General features: G+C 39.2%; 12 protein-coding genes. 10 read left to right on the forward strand and 2 right to left on the reverse strand.

Annotated features, from left to right (window positions below):
* Nucleotides 1–10: 10 nt before the first annotated feature.
* From UABAM_RS01630 to UABAM_RS01670, 9 genes are all read left to right on the forward strand, one after another.
* Nucleotides 11–4,384 (forward strand): serine/threonine protein kinase, encoded by a 4,374-nt coding sequence (locus tag UABAM_RS01630; protein ID WP_151966246.1) that lies wholly within the window; start codon nucleotides 11–13, stop codon nucleotides 4,382–4,384.
* An 88-nt stretch (nucleotides 4,385–4,472) separates the two neighbouring features.
* Entirely contained in the window at nucleotides 4,473–4,904 is a 432-nt protein-coding gene (locus UABAM_RS01635; RefSeq protein WP_151966247.1) for a hypothetical protein, read from the forward strand.
* Nucleotide 4,905: 1 nt separating this feature from the next.
* Nucleotides 4,906–5,946 (forward strand): HEAT repeat domain-containing protein, encoded by a 1,041-nt coding sequence (locus UABAM_RS01640; protein ID WP_151966248.1) that lies wholly within the window; start codon nucleotides 4,906–4,908, stop codon nucleotides 5,944–5,946.
* A 6-nt stretch (nucleotides 5,947–5,952) separates the two neighbouring features.
* Nucleotides 5,953–6,870, forward strand: coding sequence for an ATP-grasp domain-containing protein (locus UABAM_RS01645; protein WP_151966249.1), 918 nt, complete (start codon nucleotides 5,953–5,955; stop codon nucleotides 6,868–6,870).
* Nucleotides 6,867–7,151, forward strand: coding sequence for a hypothetical protein (locus UABAM_RS01650; protein ID WP_151966250.1), 285 nt, complete (start codon nucleotides 6,867–6,869; stop codon nucleotides 7,149–7,151). The genes UABAM_RS01645 and UABAM_RS01650 overlap by 4 nt, the downstream gene beginning before the upstream one ends.
* A 241-nt stretch (nucleotides 7,152–7,392) precedes the next feature.
* On the forward strand, nucleotides 7,393–7,611 hold the full coding sequence (gene rpsU, locus UABAM_RS01655) for a 30S ribosomal protein S21 (protein ID WP_151966251.1): 219 nt from the start codon (nucleotides 7,393–7,395) through the stop codon (nucleotides 7,609–7,611).
* Nucleotides 7,612–7,771: 160 nt separating this feature from the next.
* Nucleotides 7,772–8,869 (forward strand): serine/threonine protein kinase, encoded by a 1,098-nt coding sequence (locus UABAM_RS01660; RefSeq protein ID WP_151966252.1) that lies wholly within the window; start codon nucleotides 7,772–7,774, stop codon nucleotides 8,867–8,869.
* Nucleotides 8,870–8,936: 67 nt separating this feature from the next.
* Nucleotides 8,937–10,193 (forward strand): phosphopyruvate hydratase, encoded by a 1,257-nt coding sequence (gene eno / locus UABAM_RS01665; protein ID WP_151966253.1) that lies wholly within the window; start codon nucleotides 8,937–8,939, stop codon nucleotides 10,191–10,193.
* A 90-nt stretch (nucleotides 10,194–10,283) separates the two neighbouring features.
* Complete coding sequence (locus UABAM_RS01670) at nucleotides 10,284–11,405, forward strand: SGNH/GDSL hydrolase family protein (RefSeq protein ID WP_151966254.1); 1,122 nt, start codon at nucleotides 10,284–10,286, stop codon at nucleotides 11,403–11,405.
* A 32-nt stretch (nucleotides 11,406–11,437) separates the two neighbouring features.
* Here UABAM_RS01670 and UABAM_RS01675 read toward each other — a convergent pair whose 3' ends face one another.
* On the reverse strand, nucleotides 11,438–15,529 hold the full coding sequence (locus UABAM_RS01675; protein WP_151966255.1) for a WD40 repeat domain-containing serine/threonine protein kinase: 4,092 nt from the start codon (nucleotides 15,527–15,529) through the stop codon (nucleotides 11,438–11,440).
* A 116-nt stretch (nucleotides 15,530–15,645) separates the two neighbouring features.
* Nucleotides 15,646–19,770, reverse strand: coding sequence for a serine/threonine-protein kinase (locus UABAM_RS01680; RefSeq protein ID WP_151966256.1), 4,125 nt, complete (start codon nucleotides 19,768–19,770; stop codon nucleotides 15,646–15,648).
* Between the two features lie 142 nt (nucleotides 19,771–19,912).
* On the opposite strand from UABAM_RS01680, the gene UABAM_RS01685 reads away from it, so the two are divergent.
* Nucleotides 19,913–20,431: a GNAT family N-acetyltransferase gene (locus tag UABAM_RS01685; RefSeq protein WP_151966257.1), complete on the forward strand. Its 519-nt coding sequence runs from the start codon at nucleotides 19,913–19,915 to the stop codon at nucleotides 20,429–20,431.
* Nucleotides 20,432–20,444: the final 13 nt, after the last annotated feature.

Genomic DNA, 20,444 nt, shown 5'->3' on the forward strand with positions numbered 1-20,444 from the left:
GAGGGATGACATGAGCGACTCATTTTTTGATGAATTACTACAGGAAACGCAAGAACAAAATTGTTTTGGTGACTTTAAACCGGGAGCAAAAATTGATCGCTACAAAATAATATCATCTATCGGAGCTGGTGGTATGGGCATCGTATTTAAAGCGGAGGATGCTCATACGCAGCAGATTGTTGCGATTAAAGTTATTTTACAAAATCGTTTGACCAGTTTATCGCGAAAACGTTTTTTGCAAGAAGTGGAGGTTTCGGGGCAACTTGACCATGGCAACATTATCAAAGTGATTAAAGCGGGTTCTTTTAAAGAGCATATATTTTTGGTGATGGAATATGTTGCTGGATTTCCTCTTGATGAATATTGTCGTCATAAACAATTAACGTTGGAAGAAAAAATACGCCTTTTCATGCAAATATGCAAGGCCATGGGGCACGCACACAAGCGCAAGGTGATTCACCGCGATTTGAAGCCCGAAAATATAATGATTACTGACGAAGGGCAAGTCAAAGTGATGGATTTTGGTTTGGCCAAGCTTACGGAAGGGAAGAAATTCCAGCTGACAAAAAGCCAAGAAATCATGGGGTCTCCACGTTATATGTCCCCTGAACAAGCTAAGGGCGATCGCAATGTTGATGCACGTACGGATGTTTATGCGCTAGGAGCGATCCTTTATGAGATACTGACGGGGGAACAGATGATGCCCGGCGACACTTTAATGGAGATACTCTATAATATTCAGCGACAAAACTATGCAAAACGTTTGATTGTCAACGAGGTAAACGCACCTAAGAATATAGAGCTTATATGGAAGAAAAGTGTTGCGAAAAAAAATAGTCGTTACGCAAATGCCGGGGAACTTTATATAGCCCTACAACAGTACTTGCAACAAAAAAACTTTTCTCCCTTACAGCGAGTGATGCAACGTTTTGTCTTACATTTACGCGAGTTTTTAATTCTATCTATTATCGCGGTGATTGCGGCGATTTACGTCGTGTTTTCCCAAATGCCGCAAAAACGACAACGCATACATTTACCGGAGAACTTGAAGACGTTACAAAATTTAGTGGATCGGAAGTTATTCGATGCCGCGCAAGAACTCATTGCGAAACTTCGCGATCGTAAATTAAATCGACAAAAGTTACAGCTACTGACTTTGCAAGTGCAAAATGCCAAGGGTTTACATTACGATGTTTACAATACTGTTGTTGCCATGGATGACGATGACATAACTCCCGAGATCGCTCTTGAACAAATCCAAGCTCTTATTCACATGAACAAGCATGAACTTTGTGGTCGCTATTTATCGCGTTTGGAAAAGATAAATCGGAAATATAATCGTGAAGCTTTATCCAGCAAACTCATCGTATATTTCTATCAAAAGAAATATCGCGAAGTACTCAACATATACAAAGTTCTAGGTGTCACAGGGGAGAACCTCGATGTATTTTTGGGATGTAGTTATTTGGAAATTTACAATGCAATTGTTGCTTGCGAAAAGAAAATCTACGACCTAACAAAAAAAATGAACTTGCTACGCGAATCAAAAAAACACAGTATTCAACGAGAGATTGATGACGAACGCAAATTGTGCAAAGAATTGTTGATTCATGGTGCGCAAAATGTCGCTGTACAGAAATCACCGCCCAGAAAAATAGGAACAAAAACGGTTGTTCTTACCAATGCGTATAAAATTTTCAAAAGTGTAAAGGATAAGCACCGCAATATTTTGTTCTACGAAGGCTTTGCCAAGACAAATATTTTTTTACACAAGGAAACGAAGGTAAATAGGTATTTAGCAAATGCCCAAAAGTATTTACACCAGGCGACAATTGCACGTCCAAAGAATTATGACTATCTAATACTCCTTGGCCAAGTTTACAGTCAAAGGAAGTTTTACCAAAAGGCGTATTTGGTTTTTGAAAAAGCGATAGCGCTAAGTAACAATAATGTCAAAGCGCTGGATGCCATCATGCGACTTCCCTTGGAAGATTCTCGCTACCAAGAGCGAATATTTTGGTCGATATTTCGCAGTTTTGGCACCAATTTCAAAACATCCAAACCAGATCTTTTGCGCGAAAATATTGAGAACATTAAATTACAAAATGCACACTACTACGAAGCGTGGCGTAGTAATCGCTACAATAAAAGTGATATAAAACAAATATGTGAGTTATTTTCGAGTGCGACAGAGTATGCGCAAGAGCTCGCAACGAAAATGCTTGTGTTAAAGAGTTATAGTTATCCGCTACATAAAGTCGATGACTACGCTTCTCGCGTAGCGCAGCACATACCACGACTGTCATTGTTACAAAATAACGATATCCGCGAAAAATTCTATACGGCACGCAAAAAAGTGGTTTACTACCAGTTAGCAGATTTTTATTTACACCGCAAAGAATTACCCAACACCGAAAGTTTCCAAAAAGACGTAGAGTCTTTGCTACTAAATAGCGAAGAGCATATTTTAATTCGTTATCTTGCGGCAAAGATGTTGGTTCAAAAATCTGATTCGTTATTGATCAGTCACTACAATGACCGCGATGATGTTGAGTTGGCCCTCGTCAGTAGTTGCGCTCTCATTGAAGAGGGACTCATTATTGATCTCAATGTGTTACTAGCACAAAATATGAGGCTGGATACTCTAGAAAAAACCTTGTTGTACACGCGATTGTTTCGCATAGATAACAAATACTATGAACTTTTCTTAAAGAGATACCGTCCGCAAAATGCATGGAGAAATCTCGAAGTCAAAATAAATAAATCCACAACCTTAACAAAAGATATTCTCGCGGTTGCGGGAATATTGTGGTGGCAAGCGGATGTAAAAATGCCACACCACAGAGCGGGAGAAATTCTTCGCGACGCCATGAATAGTAAAGATAAAATTTTTGCCGCGTATGCACATCATTTTTATTGGATTTCTCCGCATGTATATACGACTCTAAATAACGAATACCTCGACCAATATTACGGGTGGCTCAGAGACAAAAACGTCGACGCGTCTTGTAAGCTTCAAATGTTAAATAGCAATCGCTTTTACACCAGAATAAATGATACTTATTTTTTTGATACGTTGGGGAAATTAGCTATTGAAGGTAGTAGTACTGTCCGGTTAAAGGCCACATACATTCTCGCTGATCGACAGCCGTATTCTCGGGAATATGTACGCATTGTCAATCGTACCTCGTTGCCAAACGCGCAAAGAACTCTCGCGTATGTATCGGGTGTTATCGGGCAGCTACAAAAATTAGTCAAAAATAAACAGAAAGGCAAATACGACGAGGTGATATCACAAATACGCAGTCTATACCATCAGCTCATGGAGAATAAAGATGACGACGCCTTTAAAAGCTTTATTTACAAAGTGACGGCATTTTTAGGCTTCCGCTCTTTACGTCAATTGCGTGAATACGAGTATAGTCCATCGTTAAAGGCAAATATTATCATGAATTTGTGCTCTGATCCGATGCTTCCTGAAACGATGCTTCCTTTTGTGAGTGGTTTTTTAAAGGTGTCACATGACAGTAATACGTTGTTAAAGACGACTTTGTCTAACTATGAATCCCCTGCTGTTCCAAATGTAATTCGCAGTATTGCGGCAAGTTATTCGTTTCTGGGAGAGAAAGCACCACGAAAGGATGACAAAGTCTGGAAAGCCGGTTTTGCTTGGGGGAAATACCGTAAACTACGTCAAACTCTGATGCTCAAAGAGACGGGATTTTATGAAAGGATTCGCGCTGCGTCCTCTTCATATTATGATTTGTATTTGCAGAAACTGACCAAAAATAAACATGGCAATGAGAAAAAACCACAGCAAATTTTTCGTTATATAAAACAATTAAAGGTGGCGTTAAGTTTTGCACAGCAAGATGTTTTTCGCTCTAAGTACAATTACGAGCTATCAATATTATACCACGCGATGAGTCGTCTTGTGAAAGAAGAGTCGAAGGCTCAAAAATTTTTACACCTCGCCGAAGCTCATATCGAAAAAAGCCTAAAGCAAATAGATTTACCACTAGAATATAAAATGCGTTATGAACTACAATGGGCATATGTAAAAAGTGAAACATCTATTTCGCAAGCACATGCGGCTATCGAAAAGTATTTACCACTTAACCGTAATCCGGTATTTTTTGATGTCATGCTTGCCTGTCTTAAAAACCATTCCGGCGAAAAGAGCAAACTATTGTATCGTGAGATTTTGTATAAAAAGCTTCTATTGATGGCGAAATTTCGCTTTATCAATGACGACGACAACAAAAAGGCCTATTCGAAAATAAGGGAAATTCATTTGTTGTTGCAAAAAGTAAGTCGCGATCCTAGTTTTCACCAAATGTGTTATGAGATTTTACAGACGTATTTAAAACTGGAAAATGATTGATTGTGTGCAAAAAACAAAGTAAAATATCGCTTTAAAGTACGAATAACAACGCCAAAAATACACAGTTTTCGTATTAAGGACGACAATTATGATTATGTATGGTACGGTAAAACCCAAACTAATAAAAGATGCTGAATTAAAAATAGAAGCACCTATCGAGAATCCACAAATCGGTGAATCGAGTTCTTTTACAGCTAAAATCACAAGTGATACTTCATATCATACGGACTTTATTTTATTTGAACTTATCAACGAACGTACAGATAAACGTGCACCATTAGATAAAGTGACATCGCGTTCACGCTATCTCTATAGACACAACATTGAGAAAGATCTCGATGGTGGAGAAGAGGAATATTGTTTTGATATACGCATTCCAATGCACAAAGAAGCATCTCGAAATGATAAATTTATCCGTATTCGTTGGAAATTAAATTCGCAAGTTTATCTAAAAAAGAGTAGTGATGAAAAGGAACTACTGTGCGTAGAGAGCACTCCTCTAGAGGTAGAAGTAGTATAGTATGAATAGGTGGCTTATTTTCTTCATTTTTGCCGTTGCAATTATTTATGCGGAAAGAACGACAAAAATAGCCGAGGAGTATTTGGGAGAAAATACATTGGTACTCTATGGCAAGTCGATTTCTTCCACGGGACTTCGTTCCGGTGTATTGGTGACGTTTGCCATCGAGAATGTCTATTGGGGAAAAATAAGCACCCAAAAAATAAATATAATATACCCTTATATCAAAGCGCCAAAAGTACTGGATACAAGCTCTAAACTAGTTTTTGTCGCGTCCATGACCTCGGGTACTAATTACAAATCACTGCAAGAATTCTCAAGTGCGGATGATTTCTTTCCGCAAAAGCTACAATCTCTTCGTAAATTACTTGCCATCGAAAAGTTACCTGGGGATATTGTGGAAGAACAGCATTTTGATTTTTGCATTGAACAGCTAAAGTCAGACACTGCGTGGCAAAGGTGGAATGGTTTTTGGGAATGGCAACATATCGTTGATAAGAGACTTACAAAAGTCACGAATCCGATGTTGCAAAAAGTTATTCTAGCGTATCCACTTATTCCTGAACTGTCTTTGAAAAAACGTTTGCGCGAAACTATCATCCGCGTAAAGAGAAATTTAGGAAATTCTTCACAGCCACCAGAGAACGACACTTCTGTGACGCAAAACTCTGTGGAAAAAGTTATGGAGAAGTTACAAAGTGAAGATTTACAAAAACAGATAGAGGCAATTCATACCATTGGGCAATACCACACCGAAACAAGTCATGAAATTTTGGTAAAAAATCTAAAACATACGTCGAATCATGTGCGTAACATATGTCTTTTTTATCTCAAATTTCAGGGAACGACGAACGATATTCCCATTGTGATGGAAATACTGTCCAATGATCCATCACTTCGCGTACGCAAAAATGCCATTGATGTATTGGGGAATCTCGGTGCTGTGGAGGCCATCCCCGAAATAACAAAATATTTGTCTCTCGAATATACGAAATACACCGCCCAAAAAAATCTTGATTTATTGCGCCCTCTTGTCAAGTGAACGATAATGCCCAAAAAAATAGCCCTCATTAACTGTGTTTTATCCGAAAATCCATTGCCTGACTTTCATCTTTACTTCCAGAAAATAGCTGGTGAAAAGCATGGTGTACAGGTAGATATACACAAAAATGGCGCATTGACTTATATTGTTGATGGTAGAGAAAAAATCTTGTATGATGGCGAGGAAATCGAAGACTATGATCTCGTTTTTAGTCGGTTTGCCATTCGCAGTGTACATAGTGCGGACTACTACGTGTTGCGCGCTTTTGAAAATAGGAATATACCGGTAATCAATCCCACATACTCGATTATCAAAGCGAAAGACAAACTATTTACGCTGCAAACGCTAGCGCATCACAAATTGCCCGTTACCCCGTCTCTTGTGGTACGCAATCACCAACAGTTGCGCGCGGGTATCTCACTTATAGATGGCCCACCGTATATTATTAAAAACTGTTTTGGTTCGGGGGGGAAGAACATACTCCTTGCGTATGATAAGGCGCAGTTGATGGCGATGTTCGACTACACTTGGGTAAGAGATCGCAATGCCATTCTACTCGTACAACCTTTTTTGCGCTCGGAACAAAACCATGAAGATATTCGGGCCGTGACCTTGGGATTTGACACTCACTACGCGATGATACGTACAGCGACAAAAGAGGAGTATCGCACCAATATTTCTGTCGGAGGCAGTGTTTGCGCCACTCAGTTAAGCGAAGAAGAAAAAAAAATGTGTACCATTGCTGCAAAAGCAATGAATTTACCTTTTTGTGGAATTGACTTTATTCGTACGAAGGATGGACCTGTTATTCTCGAAGTGAATAGCTGTCCAGGACTGGAAGGTATCGCTAAGGCACATGTAGATATAAATATTTTTGAGAAAGTGGTCGATTTTGTTTGCACTTACGAAGGGATGAAACGATGAAATACAATAAGGTGGAAATAAGACAAGCTTTTCCAGAGAATGAATACGGGTATAGTGTTTATGAAGTAAGTGTTGATGACAATGTGTTTTATGCTGCCAAAAATAGCAAACATGGCACATGGAAGGTCTGTGGTGAGCAAGACGTCAAATTAAAAACCAAACAAATTCCTGTTGTCATTGAGAAAAAAATGTGTAACTTACAACTTATTTCGTTGTTAGAGCGAATGGTTTTGGCAAAAACAACGGTTTGGGCGGGACCACTTCCGGTGATTCTTCGATAAAAAATACACAGCTTGTTGACTTCAAAATATTTTTTTGTTAGGATTAGAAATTTGAAACTAGGGCAGTCTTACATCTATACCAAATACTAAGACTCCTTACCACTAAACAATTGCAAGCGAAGAGCTTCCTTTTCGGCACAGTTAGGAATGCCTGATAAATTGCATGCAAGACATACAGAGTAAATATCCTCCGCGAAGAGGTGCTATTATATGTTATAGAAAGGTTAAGTGAAAAAAGTTTATGAGTATCAAGATAAATGTAGAGAAGGGTGATAATATAGACAAGGTATTACGCCGTTTTAAGAAAATGTGCGAAAAAGAAGGACTGATCAAAGAAATCAAAAAGAAACAATATTATGAAAAACCTTGTCAAAAGAGAAGACGCGAATATTTGAAACGCAAACGCAGACATCTTAAAATGCTCAATCTAATGCGACAAACTAAAAAGAAGAAAAGATAAGCTCCCATCTTATCATTTGCATATTTAGTAAAGCAAAATTTACTCTATTGCAATTTGGGCTCAGTAAGCCCTCTCACTCAGAAAGAGTGTTTATGTCCTCATAGTTTAGGTGTGTCTACACCTAAACTATCCCACAAACCTCATAAAAATAAAGAATATTATGCCTACATCCGAAGACCTTGAATTTGGCAAAAAAGCCCTAGATTTAGGATTTATACAATCACAACAACTGGCAAAATCTATTAAAATTCAAAAAAAGTTGTGGCTAAAAGGAAAAAAGGTTAAGTTGTATTGGGTAATGTTCAAAAAAGGCTATCTAGACAAATCTCAAATCAAATATGTTCGCAAAATGTGTGAAAAAGCCGTACCTGAAGAAGATGCCACAATTCGGTATAATGACGAAAAGGTCGAGCTTGTTGAAAAAGAGGATCGTATTGAAGCCTACCTGCGGACTTTAACACGCTATAAAATACTCAAAAAAATTGGTGAAGGTGGTATGTCGCATGTATTTCACGCCTTTGATAAAAATTTAGATCGTGAAATTGCTTTCAAAATCATGAAAGATGAAGTGAAGGAAGATTCCAACATAACGCGTTTTCGCCGAGAGGCACTGCTCGTTGGTAAATTACGTCATCCTAACATAGTGATGGTTTATGATATGGTGCACGACAACGATGTTTTGTTCTTCACCATGGAATATGTCAGAGGTTCCACACTGCGAAAGCTCATGAATTACAAACCATTTTCTATCTCACGCAGTGTACAAATCATACGCAAAATAGCACGCGCAGTTGAGTTTGCCCACAATCAAAACATCATACACCGCGATTTAAAACCAGAAAATATTATGATGCAAGAAAATCGAGTACCAAAGGTAATGGATTTTGGTCTTGCAAAAATCGCGGACACGCGTAGCAATATTTCTCGTACAGGTATGATCTTGGGAACCCTAAACTACATGCCTCCAGAGCAAGCGGAAGGTCGCATAGCAGATATCAACGAACAGAGTGATGTATACTCTCTTGGAGCTATCTTTTATGAATTATTAACTCAGCAAACAGTATTCAACGAAGCAAAAGCCAATAAACTCATCATTAAAATTCTGCAAGAACCTCCTACAGCTCCACAAAAAATAAATCCAAATATACCCACATCACTACAAAAAGTTATACTCAAAAGTCTACAAAAATCGCAAAAATTACGCTACAAAACAATGAAAGAGTTTATCTACGACTTAGAAAGATGTATAAAACAATAGATACTTTTATTTGATTCATATCTCTAAACACATATATTTTTTATTTTTTGTTTTAGGAATAAACACCATGAAAATAACCAATGTTTCTGCAATGGAAATTCTCGATTCAAGAGGTAATCCGACAGTACGTGCCTACGTGACAATCGACAATAAGATTACCGGAAGCGCATCTGTTCCTTCAGGTGCATCAACTGGTATTCACGAAGCTTTAGAACTTCGCGATGGTGACGATAAGCGTTATTGCGGAAAAGGAGTGCAAAAAGCAATTGCCAATATACATCAACGCATCGCCCCACAATTGGTAGGAATGAACCCTTTCAATCAACGCGAAATTGACATGGCGATGTTAGAATTAGATGGCAGTAAGAACAAAGAGCAACTTGGTGCCAATGCTATTCTCGGTGTGTCGATGGCAACAGCTGTGGCCGCAGCAAAAGCATGTAACTTACCACTTTACAAATATTTGGGCGGTGTTGGTGCTTTTCGTTTGCCTGTTCCGATGATGAATATCCTCAATGGGGGAGAGCATGCCGATAATAGTGTTGATCTACAAGAGTTTATGGTAATGCCCATTGGGGCACCATCTTTCTCTGAGGCACTTCGTTATGGCGCAGAAACTTTTCATGCATTGAAAAAAATATTGAAAAAGAAAAACTACGCCACATCTGTAGGTGATGAAGGTGGTTTCGCACCAAATCTTAAGAGCAATGATGAAGCCTGTGAACTCATCTTAGAAGCCATTACCCAAGCAGGCTACACTCCAGGAAAAGATATCTCTTTGGCTCTTGATAGTGCCGCCAGTTCGTTCTATAAGGACGGAAGTTATGACATGCACTGGTCGGGTACAGGAAAGAAGACCACCGACGAAATGATTGCTCTATACCAGGATTGGATGGAGAAATATCACATCATTTCTATTGAAGATGGCTTAGATGAGAATGACTGGGATGGATTTAACAAACTTACGGCCGCCATTGGTAAAAAAGTACAAATTGTCGGTGATGATTTGTTTGTTACCAATAAAGAGTTTGTGCAAAAAGGTATTGAGCAAAGTAGTGCCAACGCCGTTCTTATAAAACTGAATCAAATCGGAACGGTAACCGAAACTGTAGAGACCATTCAGTTATGTCGTAAGGCTGGATGGAACTATATCATCTCTCATCGTTCTGGTGAAACAAGTGACACCTTTATGGCCGACCTTTGCGTAGCAATGGGGGGCGGGCAAATCAAAACGGGTTCTGCATGTCGCAGTGAGCGTATTGCGAAATACAATCGCCTTTTAGAGATCGAACGTGAACTCACCTCTGCTGCGTTGTTTTGCTAAATTGTAAAGATTTTATATAAATAGTTGGGTTTTATAACCCAGCTATTTGCTTTTAACATAAGTAAACAAATGCATAATCGGGAGACGCAGGTGAAAAAAAAATTTTTGTTAGCGTTTACAAGCTTCATTGTGTTTTTTTTACTATGTGAAGCTCTTACTTATGCAGTCGTATTTTTGGGGATTCGTCCAAAATATTATGTAAGTGATATTGTCGAAAATTATCCCAAGTATAGTTGGAATATGTACTCCGGCCCCTTGCTACAAAGAAAAAAAAATTCCTATATTTTTTGGGGAGCGCTATTTAATAACCCCAACAAAGTTACCATCAATAAATATGGACTTCGTGGACCAACTATCGCAAAACCTAAAAAAGATAAAACCTTACGAATTATGTTTTTAGGTGGTTCGCATGTGTTTGATCTTGCCGCTCCTGAAAATAAAGACTGGCCAAATATGGTGGCGACATACCTAAAGACAAATCAAAAAATTGAAATTATAAATGCCGGAATGCCTGGTAAATCAAGCCATGACAATTTAGCACGCTATTATTTAGACCTTCACACTTGGAAGCCTGATATTTTAGTTTTTTCAGGTGCATGGAATGACATAAGACATTTTCATAATATTTCGCCAGAGAGTTCTATCATTCAATTACATGCATATGACACTCTGCCGAGCTCTCCGAGTGCCTTAGTTTACAATTATAACACGTTGGACTACATTTTTGGATGGTCGTTATTTTATAGTAAGCTACGACACAACTACTATAGTTCAAAAAGCTTTTTCGAGACCAAAAGACAAAAAGCAAAAAAATTGCACGATACATTTTCTAAATTTGCTGTAGAGCAGTACAAATTCAATTTAGAAATGTTGTATCACGCTTGCAAAATAACGAATAGCAAATTGGTGCTGTTAAAACAAAGTAGGCTACCGCATCGCAACAACGGCAAAGTAGAAAAATCGAAGATCAATTATCACGCGCGTTTTTTGACACACAAAGCTCTTTGCAAAGCTTTCGACCTTTGTGACCAAGTGATGGATACTTTACAAGAAAAATACGACGATATCGAGGTAATTGAAACTTCTCATTTATGTGGAAAAGTGGATTACTTTTATGACGCAGTACATACCTCTTCGCTGGGAAGCCAAAAGATAGCGCAAGTTGTCGCCAAAAATTTACAAACGTTTTTACAGGACGATGAGAATTTTTAGAGTCGCGTTTTAAACAATCTTTTGTCGTGCATTTATTTCGTTTTCCATATAAATAATTCCTCTTGGCTACAAGAAGCAATATTTTTACCATCATGGCTGAATATACAATGCTCTACTGGTCCTGTATGCTTATGTAGCGTTAGTAATGAATTACGTTCTTCCTTAGCCGTCGTTTTTAAATTCGTCACATCCCAAATGCGTACAGTTTTATCGGAGCTACAAGAAACAAGTCTTGTACCATCAGGTGAAAAATTACAACATCTAACGGCATCGAGGTGATCTTTAAGGTTTACCACTAAATCTAAGCTTTGAGCATCAATAATCGCAAGGTTATTGGTTGCTCCCGCCCCAGCAACTGCGATATATTTGTTATCAGGGCTAAAACATGCATATAGAAGTTTACGCCCATGTTGTTTTAAATACTCTGATTCACGAAAGTCTTTTTCCAATAAAAACTTTTTTTCTTGCCCTCTATTTTTAAAATGTAGGTATATTTCGCGATACTTTGTTTGATTTTTTTTGATATCACTTTCTACGGTAGATAAAGATTTTACAAATAAATCGTTACCTGACATAACAAGCATTTGTTGTGCATCATTGGAGATCTCTGTCATATCTACTTCGCGGTTAAAATAGCTTGACCATAACAATTGTGGAGTTCGATTATCTAAGTTATAGTAGTATAAAAGTTCGCGTCCCAAAAATTCCCCTCTTACGGACAAACTCTTTACCCTGCCTCTATTGTAACTTAGTCCAATGAGCGCTTTATCCTCTTTCGGATGAAACGCTACTGCACTTGGTTTTTTGGGCTGAGCGTTGATGGTAAAACTATCACCTTCTGGGTTGTTAAGGGCGATAGATTGTAGTTGTTTCATGAGATTTTGTTGGTTGTACTTGATAAAAAGAGTACTTACTTTTGCCCCTAATGGAATTCCAAGAATCGTGTTCTTTTTGTTGAATACGGCCTCGTGAGCACGAATCAAGTTAAACTGAGTAGGTTTCGAGTGTATTTTCCACGAAAAGAATTTATATTTGGTGGCAACGAGAAGATGACTACTATCTTGTGGATAAAATCGTGAATAGCGAAAATTATTGTGACCACCAGGCAACGCCAACGGATTCATTATAGACGATAGAGATATGGATTTTAAATAGTTCGATGCTTGCGCGAAAGTAATGGTTTGCTGATTGCGATCAATAAATATATCTTTTGTGCGTTCAGAGAATGAATTAAGCAACATGTTCTTCAATCGTATTTTATCCATATCCCACAACTTAATTGTGTCTGCGGTAGTCGTGACAAGAATATTGTTTTGTACAACACAACGACTAATTTTTCCACCATGGGCGACAAAATTTCGTACTAGTTTACCTGTTTTTGTATCCCAAATAAATATTCCCCCCTGCTCGTCGCTCATCACAATGTAACGGTTATCATCAGAAAAACAAATATTGGTAATTTCTTCTTTGGGTCCTGTGAGTATACGTTTTTTTTTGGAATTTAAATGAATGAGCACAACGGGCATAATATCACTTCCTGTACCAACAGCAAGGAGTTTACCGTCGCTAGACAAGTCGAGGGACTTGATACTATGATCTCTATGATCGTCTACTTTTTTGTACAGGAAAAATTTATGTTGGGGTTTGTTGTGATTTTTCACAGACCAGATGAGGGCGTTGGCAAATGGAGGTACTGATTTTCTATTTCTATCTTTATTAAAAACCTGGAACCCTTCATCAAGCTCTACTTGCTCATAGCCGACAATGAAGTTCTGACTGTCTTTGGTAAAGACGAACTTTGTCGGTTTCATCGTGTTTATCCCTTTTTTGGGATAGTCTTTTAAATAGTGAGTGTATTGCCCAATGATTTTTCTTTGATGTAGATCCCATAAAAGTAAGCGATAGTTAGGCTTTACAGGCTTATTTCTCGGGACGCCATAAGATAGAAGATATTTTCCATCGGGGCTTATCGCCAGTTTCTCAATGTATGTATCTGGTGTGTAACCTGTAAATTTTTGTTGCGGTTTGGCAAATTCACTTTTCCAAATATATGTGGGAGTTTGTTTTGACAAGGGCAAGTTTAGACTAAATATATTGCCTTGGTGGTCACCACAAATGACCTGTTCCTTCTGCGGGTGGTAAACGCAGGATAAAATTGTGCGTTCATGTTCAAATTGAGTACTAAACTCTGTATAGGCAATTGTTTCTAGCCATTTCCATTCCCAACCGCGCCTGTACACTTGCTTGTTGTTTTGCGTCAAGTCAAGATAAACAGGTGAATCAGGTGAAAGGGTATCCAGCAGCTGGTTGTAATAGTCTTCACTACGTGCGCCGTCGAGTCGTTCAATGTATTTTTTTTCCTGGAAGTCAAAAAGTTCGAGGTATTTCTGAGTTACTTCACGGTTGTTTTTTCTCGCGGCTTCTTGTCCACTTATCACACTCAGTTGGTATTGTTTTGCTACCGAAGATCTTTCTGATTCCGCTGCCGCAGCTAGCTGCCTTACGGCTTGTTTTGTTTGAGCTTCTGCATTTTTTTGTGCGTTCTCAGCAAATTGCTTTGCTACTTGTAAGGAAGCATTGTTTACAATGACCAAGACGATGATGGTAATGAGACTGAAGGCGATGGTCATGGAAACGAGCGTTTTTACTTTGTTGCGCTTATACCACTTATAGGCCTTTACCGGCAAACTTGGTGGTTTCGCATTTACTGGACGATTGTATAAAAAGTTGGCCAAATCATCCGCAAGTTCTTTGGCGTTGCGATAACGGCTACGATGTTTTTTCTGCAAACATTTTAAACAAATGGCTTCTAGTTCTTTTGATGTTCCCGGAGCCAGTTGGCTAGGTGGTATAGGGTCATCGTTGTGAATTTGATTTAATACCATGTAGTAAGAACTACCTTGAAAAGGTGGACGGCCCGTAAGAGCATTGTAAAGTGTGGCTCCCAATGCATACACATCACTGTGGTGTCCGACATTATCATTATCTACTTGCTCAGGCGGCATGTACCCGAGAGTTCCCATCATGCCACCACCATGGGATAGCTGTTCGTCGCGGTCCATTTCTTTTGCTAAGCCAAAGTCCATGATTTTGGGTTCTTTTCCGTCCATCATAATATTCGATGGTTTGATATCGCGGTGAATAATGCTGTGTTCTTTGTGTGCGTAATAGATCGCATCGCAACACTTTTTCATGATCGCAGCAATATCTTTGGCTTTTAGATTGCCCTTTTGAATGAGAGCAGAAAATGGTTTACCTTTGATGTACTCCATGGTGAAGTAATTTTTGGGAGTCTCTCCTGACTCATATACTTCGACAATATTAGGGTGTTTTAACTTTGCCGTTGCACGAGCTTCTAAGGCGAAGCGACGTATTTGTTCCTCGGAGATATTTTGCTCATTGATAATCACTTTTAGAGCAACACGACGGTCTAGTTTTGTGTCGTGTACAAGAAGCACTAGACCCATGCCACCACGGCCTAGTTCGCGTTCAATATGATAATGACGAAACATTCTCTTGTCATTCGCGTTTTCTTCATTAAATTGCGAAACGCGAAACTCTTGTGTGGCAATTTGTCCTTTGCCCAATTGACTGTTGATATTGCCCAGTTGACTGTTGCCGATTTGTGGATCGGCGTATCCAGGTGACGGTGGGTACGCGGTTTCTTCTATGTTCGTGGTTATTTCTTGATAGTTTTGGTTCACTTGTTGGTCACTAGGTGCATGGATAGTTTGCTGTGGATTTATTTTGATATCAACTGCTGTCTGTTCTAGGTTATTATCGGAGGTCATTTGTGGCATTTGCCCTGTTGCCGGAGAAACAACGGTTTGATTTACGTTGACCTGTGGCATTTGTCCTGTGGTAGGAGAAACCATAGTTTGATTTGTGTTGACCTGTGGCATTTGTCCTGTCTGTTTTTGGTTTTGCACGAGCATTTCTTGTAACTTTTGCGCCATTACCTGTGTTATATAGTTTTGTTGTAGCAAAAACGCTACAATACTTACCGAGGGTTGAGATTGACGTATTTGTGGCATGCTTTGCGCGACGTGCATCGCCTGAGCAGTGGTTAAAACATTTTTTTTGACTAAAAATTGTAGAATGTTTTTTTCGTATTGCGCTATCATGTGTCCTTGTCTCCCGAAGCAAAATATTTAATGGAAATTTTATTATAATAGAGGCAAACGAAAAAGCGTATATAAAATTACTTCTCTGTTTTTCTCATCGGACAATTTTTGCGAATTTATTTCGTTTTCCACACCAATAATTCTTCTTGGCCACAAGAGGCCACGTTCTTACCGTCATTACTAAAGACACAATGAGCCACAGAACTTGTATGTTTACGAAGTGTTAGCAGTGAATTACGCTCATCGCCTAGCTGCAGGTTTTCTACATCCCAAATGCGCACTGTTTTATCGGCACTGCAAGAAACAAGCCTTGTACCATCAGGAGAAAAGTTACAGCAACGGACATCATCAAGGTGGTCCTTGAGATTGGCCACTAAACTTAAATTCTGTGCATCAAGTATTACCAGATTATTGATCGTTCCTACCGCAGCTACGGCAATGTATTTGCTGTCAGGGCTAAAACACGCATGTAAAAGTTTGCGATTTAGACGTCGCAAATACATAGAGTCGCGAAAGTTGTTTTGTAGTAAAAAGTTTTTGTATTTGTTCTTCTGACGAAAATCTGGATGCATCCGGCCATAAACGCGTTGGTTTCTTTTGATATCGGCATCTACACGGTACAAATTTTTTAAATATAGGTAGTTTGCGGATAGAATAAGCATTTGTTGCGCGTCATTCGAGATATCCACCATGTCTATTTCGCGGTGAAAGTAACTTGACCACAACAAACGAGGATTTTGATGGCTTAAGTCATAGAAATACAAAATTTCGCGCCCAAAATATGCTCCGTTGGGGAAAAAGAGTCTCTTTACTTTGTCTCTGTTGTAACTTAGCCCAATGAGCGCTTTATTCTCTGTGGGATGAAATGCTACCGCACTTGGTTTTTTGGGGACAGCAATGACTTTCGAAATATCGGGATCTTTCAGCTTTACTAGACTAACTGACTGTAGCTTTTTTACAAAATTTTGTTGGTCGTACTTGACAAAAAGAGTACTTGCTTGCGCACCTAGTGGAATTCCAAGGATATGATTGTTTTTGTGGAAGACAGTGTCATAAGCTCGTAGCAAGTTTAGTTGAATAGGTTTCGCGTCCATTTGCCATGAAAAATATTTATATGTAGTGGCGGTAAGGATCGCTCTGCTGTTTTGTGGATGAAATCGTACATGCTGGAAATTGTTGTGACTACCAGGTAGTCGCGATGGATTCATGATCGAATCTAGGGATATTGATTTCAAATAATTCAACTGTTGCGTTAAAACGATTTTTTGTTGGCGACGATCGATAAATAAATCTTCGGTGTTTTGTTCCGAGAATGAGCCCACTAACATGTTACTCAAGCGTATCTTGTCAAGATCCCACAACTTTATTGTGTTGTCTTCCGCTGTTGTCGTAAGAATGTTGCGATGCGTTACACAGCGACTCATTTTTCCATCGTGGGCAAGCAATTTCCGCATGAGTTTGCCTGTTTTCGTATTCCAAATGAATATTTCGCCTTCATTGTCACCGGTTATGATGTAGCGACTGTCTCCGGAAAAGCAAATATCCAAGACTTGGCCGAGTGGCCCTTTTAGAATGAGTTCTTTTTTAGACTTTAAATTGACTAGGACAACTGGCATTGGGGCACTTTCTCTTCCCACTGCGAGTATTTTCCCATCATGGGATAAGTCCAAACACGTGACGCTATGGTCGATGCCGTCGCCTTTTTGTTTGTTTAAATACAGAAAAAATTGATGTCGTGGTTTGCGATCGTTTTTTACAGACCACATTAAGGCATTGGCAAATCGCGGTACTAATTTTTTGCGATTGTTAAAAACTTGAAATCCACTGTCAACATTTGCTTGTTGATAGCCCACAAAGAAGTTTTGACTGTCTTTGGTAAATATAAATTCTGTAGGTTCTATGGTATTTCGCCCGGGGTCAGGGTAGTCTTGTGTGTGGTTTCTGTATTGCCCAATGATTTTTTTTTGTTGAATATCCCACAAGAGCAAACGGAAATCAGGCCTTACGCTTAAAGGCCTATTTTTGTCTTCGCCGTAAGAAAGAAGATATTTTCCATTAGGGCTTATGGCGAGTTTGTGAATAAATGTTGCCGGATGATAGCCTTTAATTTTTTGTTGCGAATCAAACAGTTTACTTCGCCAAATGTACGTAGGGTTTTGCTTTGATAACGGTAAATTTACACTAAATATGTTTCCATTCTGGTCGCCGCAGATAACTTGTTCTTTTTGCGGATGATACACACAGGATAAAATTGCATACGGATGTTTAAATTTAATATTTAACTTGGGGGAGGCAATTGTTTTTAGCCACTGCCACTCCCAGCCGCGTTTGTATACCTGTTTGTTATCTTGAGTTAAGTCAAAGGAAACGGGTGAATTAGGTGGAATGATTTTGCGTAGCTCATCATAGTAGTCTTTACTACGTGCGGCGTTGAGTAACTCGATGTAGTTTTTCTCTTGTTTCTCGAAATTTCCAAGGTGTTTTTGGGTAACTTCGCGGCGGTTTTTCCTTGCAGCATTTTGCCCCGCCATAATAGTCAATTGGTATTGTTTTACCACCGAAGACCTTTTCGACTCCATTGCCCCCACTAGTTGTTGTATCGCGTCTTCTTTTTTCTTTTCCGCATCTTTGTGTGCTTGCTCGGCGCGTTGCTGCGCTTGCTCCGCTCGTTGCTGTGCTTGCTCGGCTTTAATTTTTTGACGTTGTGTTTGCTGATAGGCTTTTTTCAAAGAAGCATTGTTTACGATTACCAAGACAATAATTGTAATTAAACTGAGCATGAATGTCATGGAAACAAGTGTTTTCACTTTGTTGCGCTTATACCATTTATAAGCTTTTACCGGCAAACTTGGTGGCTTGGCATTTACGGGGCGATTGCTGAAAAAGTTACTTAAATCATCAGCGAGTTCTTTGGCGTTGCGGTAGCGATGACGTGGTTTTTTTTGTAAACATTTTAGGCAGATGGCTTCCAGTTCTTTCGATGTACCCGGAGCCAGTTGACTGGGGGGAATAGGATCATCGTTGTGAATTTGATTTAATACCATGTAGTAAGAACTACCTTGAAAAGGTGGACGGCCAGTAAGAGCATTGTATAGCGTAGCGCCCAGCGCATATACGTCACTGTGGTGTCCGACATTATCATTATCTATTTGTTCTGGTGGCATGTATCCCAAAGTTCCCATCATACCACCGTCACGAGATAGCTCGTCGTCGCGATCCATTTCTTTTGCCAGACCAAAATCCATGATTTTTGGCTCGTCACCAGCCATCATAATATTTGATGGTTTGATATCGCGGTGAATAATCTTATGTTCTTTGTGTGCGTAGTAAATGGCATCGCAACATTTTTTTATGATAGTGGCAATGTCTTTGGCCTTTAAATTGCCCTTTTGGATAAGTCCAGAAAGCGGATAGCCTTTGATGTATTCCATGGTGAAGTAGTTTTTGGGAGTGTTTCCCGCCTCATACACTTCAACAATATTGGGGTGTTTTAACTTTGCTGTTGCACGGGCTTCTAATGAGAAGCGACGTATCTGTTCTTCGGCAATATTTTGCTCATTGATAATCACTTTCAAAGCAACGCGGCGATCTAATTTTGTATCATATGCTAAAAGTACCAAGCCCATACCACCACGGCCTAGTTCGCGTTCGATGCGATAGTGACGAAACATTCTCTTGTCGCCATTTTCTTCACCAAACTGTGAAACACGAAAGTCTTGCGTCGAGGTGTGTCCCTTACCGAATTGGGAGTCTACATTGCCAAGTTGACTGTCGCTAATTTGTTGATCAGAATACTTAGGGGACTGTGGGTATACAGTTTCGTCCGTATATGTGGTTATTTCTTGGGAAGAATAGTTTTTTTGTGTGTTATTTTTATGGGAAGTTTGCCGTGTATGTGGATTCATTTTGAGATCCATCGCTGTGTTGTCGAAGTTGTGCTGTGATGTATGGGAGGATATTTGTGGCATGTGTCCCGTTGTAGGAGATACAACGACTCCGTCTGTGTTTACTTGTGGCTTTTGTCCTGTCTGTTTGTCGTTTTTTGCGAGCATTTCTTGTAGTTTTTGTGCCATCGCGGGGGTGATGTAGTTGTGTTGCAGCAAAAATGTCACTATATTTGTCGATGGTTGCGACTCGTGCATTTGTGCTCTATTTTGTGCGATAGACATTGCTTGAGCAGTAGTTAAAACGTTTTTACTCACTAAAAATTGTAGAATATTTTTTTCATGTTGCGCCATCATGTTCGGTTGCCTCCCAAAGCAAAATATTTAATTCACCGTTTCATTATAATAGAGGTAAACGAAAAAGCGTATAGTAAAATATAGTTATTAGTGTACTTATCGTTACGTTCTTTTTGTATAATATATTCGTAGGTGTCAAAAAATGAGTGTAGTAAAAACCACGAGACTAAATATTCGTAAATTATGTATGGATGACGCGGCGTTTATGTGTGCGTTACTCAACGACAGTGAATGGCGGCGTTTTATTCGCGATCAGGGAAAAAGGACCATTGAAGATGCGGCCAACTACATCAAAAATAGCGCGATGCAAAGTTATCAAGATTTGGGATTTGGTTTGTTTCTCGTCGAACTCAAAACAGCGGTTCCCGTAGGTATTTGTGGTTTTGTAAAAAGAGATTATTTGCCAGACGTGGACATCGGTTTCGCTTTTTTGCCACAGTTTCGCAAAAAAGGCTACGCTGTCGAAGCGGCATCGGTCTTATTGTCTTATGCACAACAGCATTTGGGCATGAGTCGCGTTGCGGCGATTACCCAGAAAGAAAATTTGGCATCTATCAAAGTACTCGAAAAAATTGGATTGACGTTTGAAAAACAAATCGTTTGCGATGCTGGTCAACAATTACAATTATATTCCATAAATTTTAAGAAATTGGACACATAAATTAAGAGGATAT

The organism is Candidatus Uabimicrobium amorphum, from assembly GCF_009002475.1.
In the GTDB taxonomy this organism is placed as follows: domain Bacteria; phylum Planctomycetota; class Uabimicrobiia; order Uabimicrobiales; family Uabimicrobiaceae; genus Uabimicrobium; species Uabimicrobium amorphum.

What these genes read in the sequence shown, in the direction of transcription:
- UABAM_RS01630 (WP_151966246.1), top strand. Translation starts at nt 11, where the DNA reads ATGAGCGACTCATTTTTTGATGAATTACTACAGGAAACGCAAGAACAA.
- UABAM_RS01635 (WP_151966247.1), top strand. Translation starts at nt 4,473, where the DNA reads ATGATTATGTATGGTACGGTAAAACCCAAACTAATAAAAGATGCTGAA.
- UABAM_RS01640 (WP_151966248.1), top strand. Translation starts at nt 4,906, where the DNA reads ATGAATAGGTGGCTTATTTTCTTCATTTTTGCCGTTGCAATTATTTAT.
- UABAM_RS01645 (WP_151966249.1), top strand. Translation starts at nt 5,953, where the DNA reads ATGCCCAAAAAAATAGCCCTCATTAACTGTGTTTTATCCGAAAATCCA.
- UABAM_RS01650 (WP_151966250.1), top strand. Translation starts at nt 6,867, where the DNA reads ATGAAATACAATAAGGTGGAAATAAGACAAGCTTTTCCAGAGAATGAA.
- rpsU (WP_151966251.1), top strand. Translation starts at nt 7,393, where the DNA reads ATGAGTATCAAGATAAATGTAGAGAAGGGTGATAATATAGACAAGGTA.
- UABAM_RS01660 (WP_151966252.1), top strand. Translation starts at nt 7,772, where the DNA reads ATGCCTACATCCGAAGACCTTGAATTTGGCAAAAAAGCCCTAGATTTA.
- eno (WP_151966253.1), top strand. Translation starts at nt 8,937, where the DNA reads ATGAAAATAACCAATGTTTCTGCAATGGAAATTCTCGATTCAAGAGGT.
- UABAM_RS01675 (WP_151966255.1), bottom strand. Translation starts at nt 15,529, where the DNA reads ATGATAGCGCAATACGAAAAAAACATTCTACAATTTTTAGTCAAAAAA.
- UABAM_RS01680 (WP_151966256.1), bottom strand. Translation starts at nt 19,770, where the DNA reads ATGATGGCGCAACATGAAAAAAATATTCTACAATTTTTAGTGAGTAAA.
- UABAM_RS01685 (WP_151966257.1), top strand. Translation starts at nt 19,913, where the DNA reads ATGAGTGTAGTAAAAACCACGAGACTAAATATTCGTAAATTATGTATG.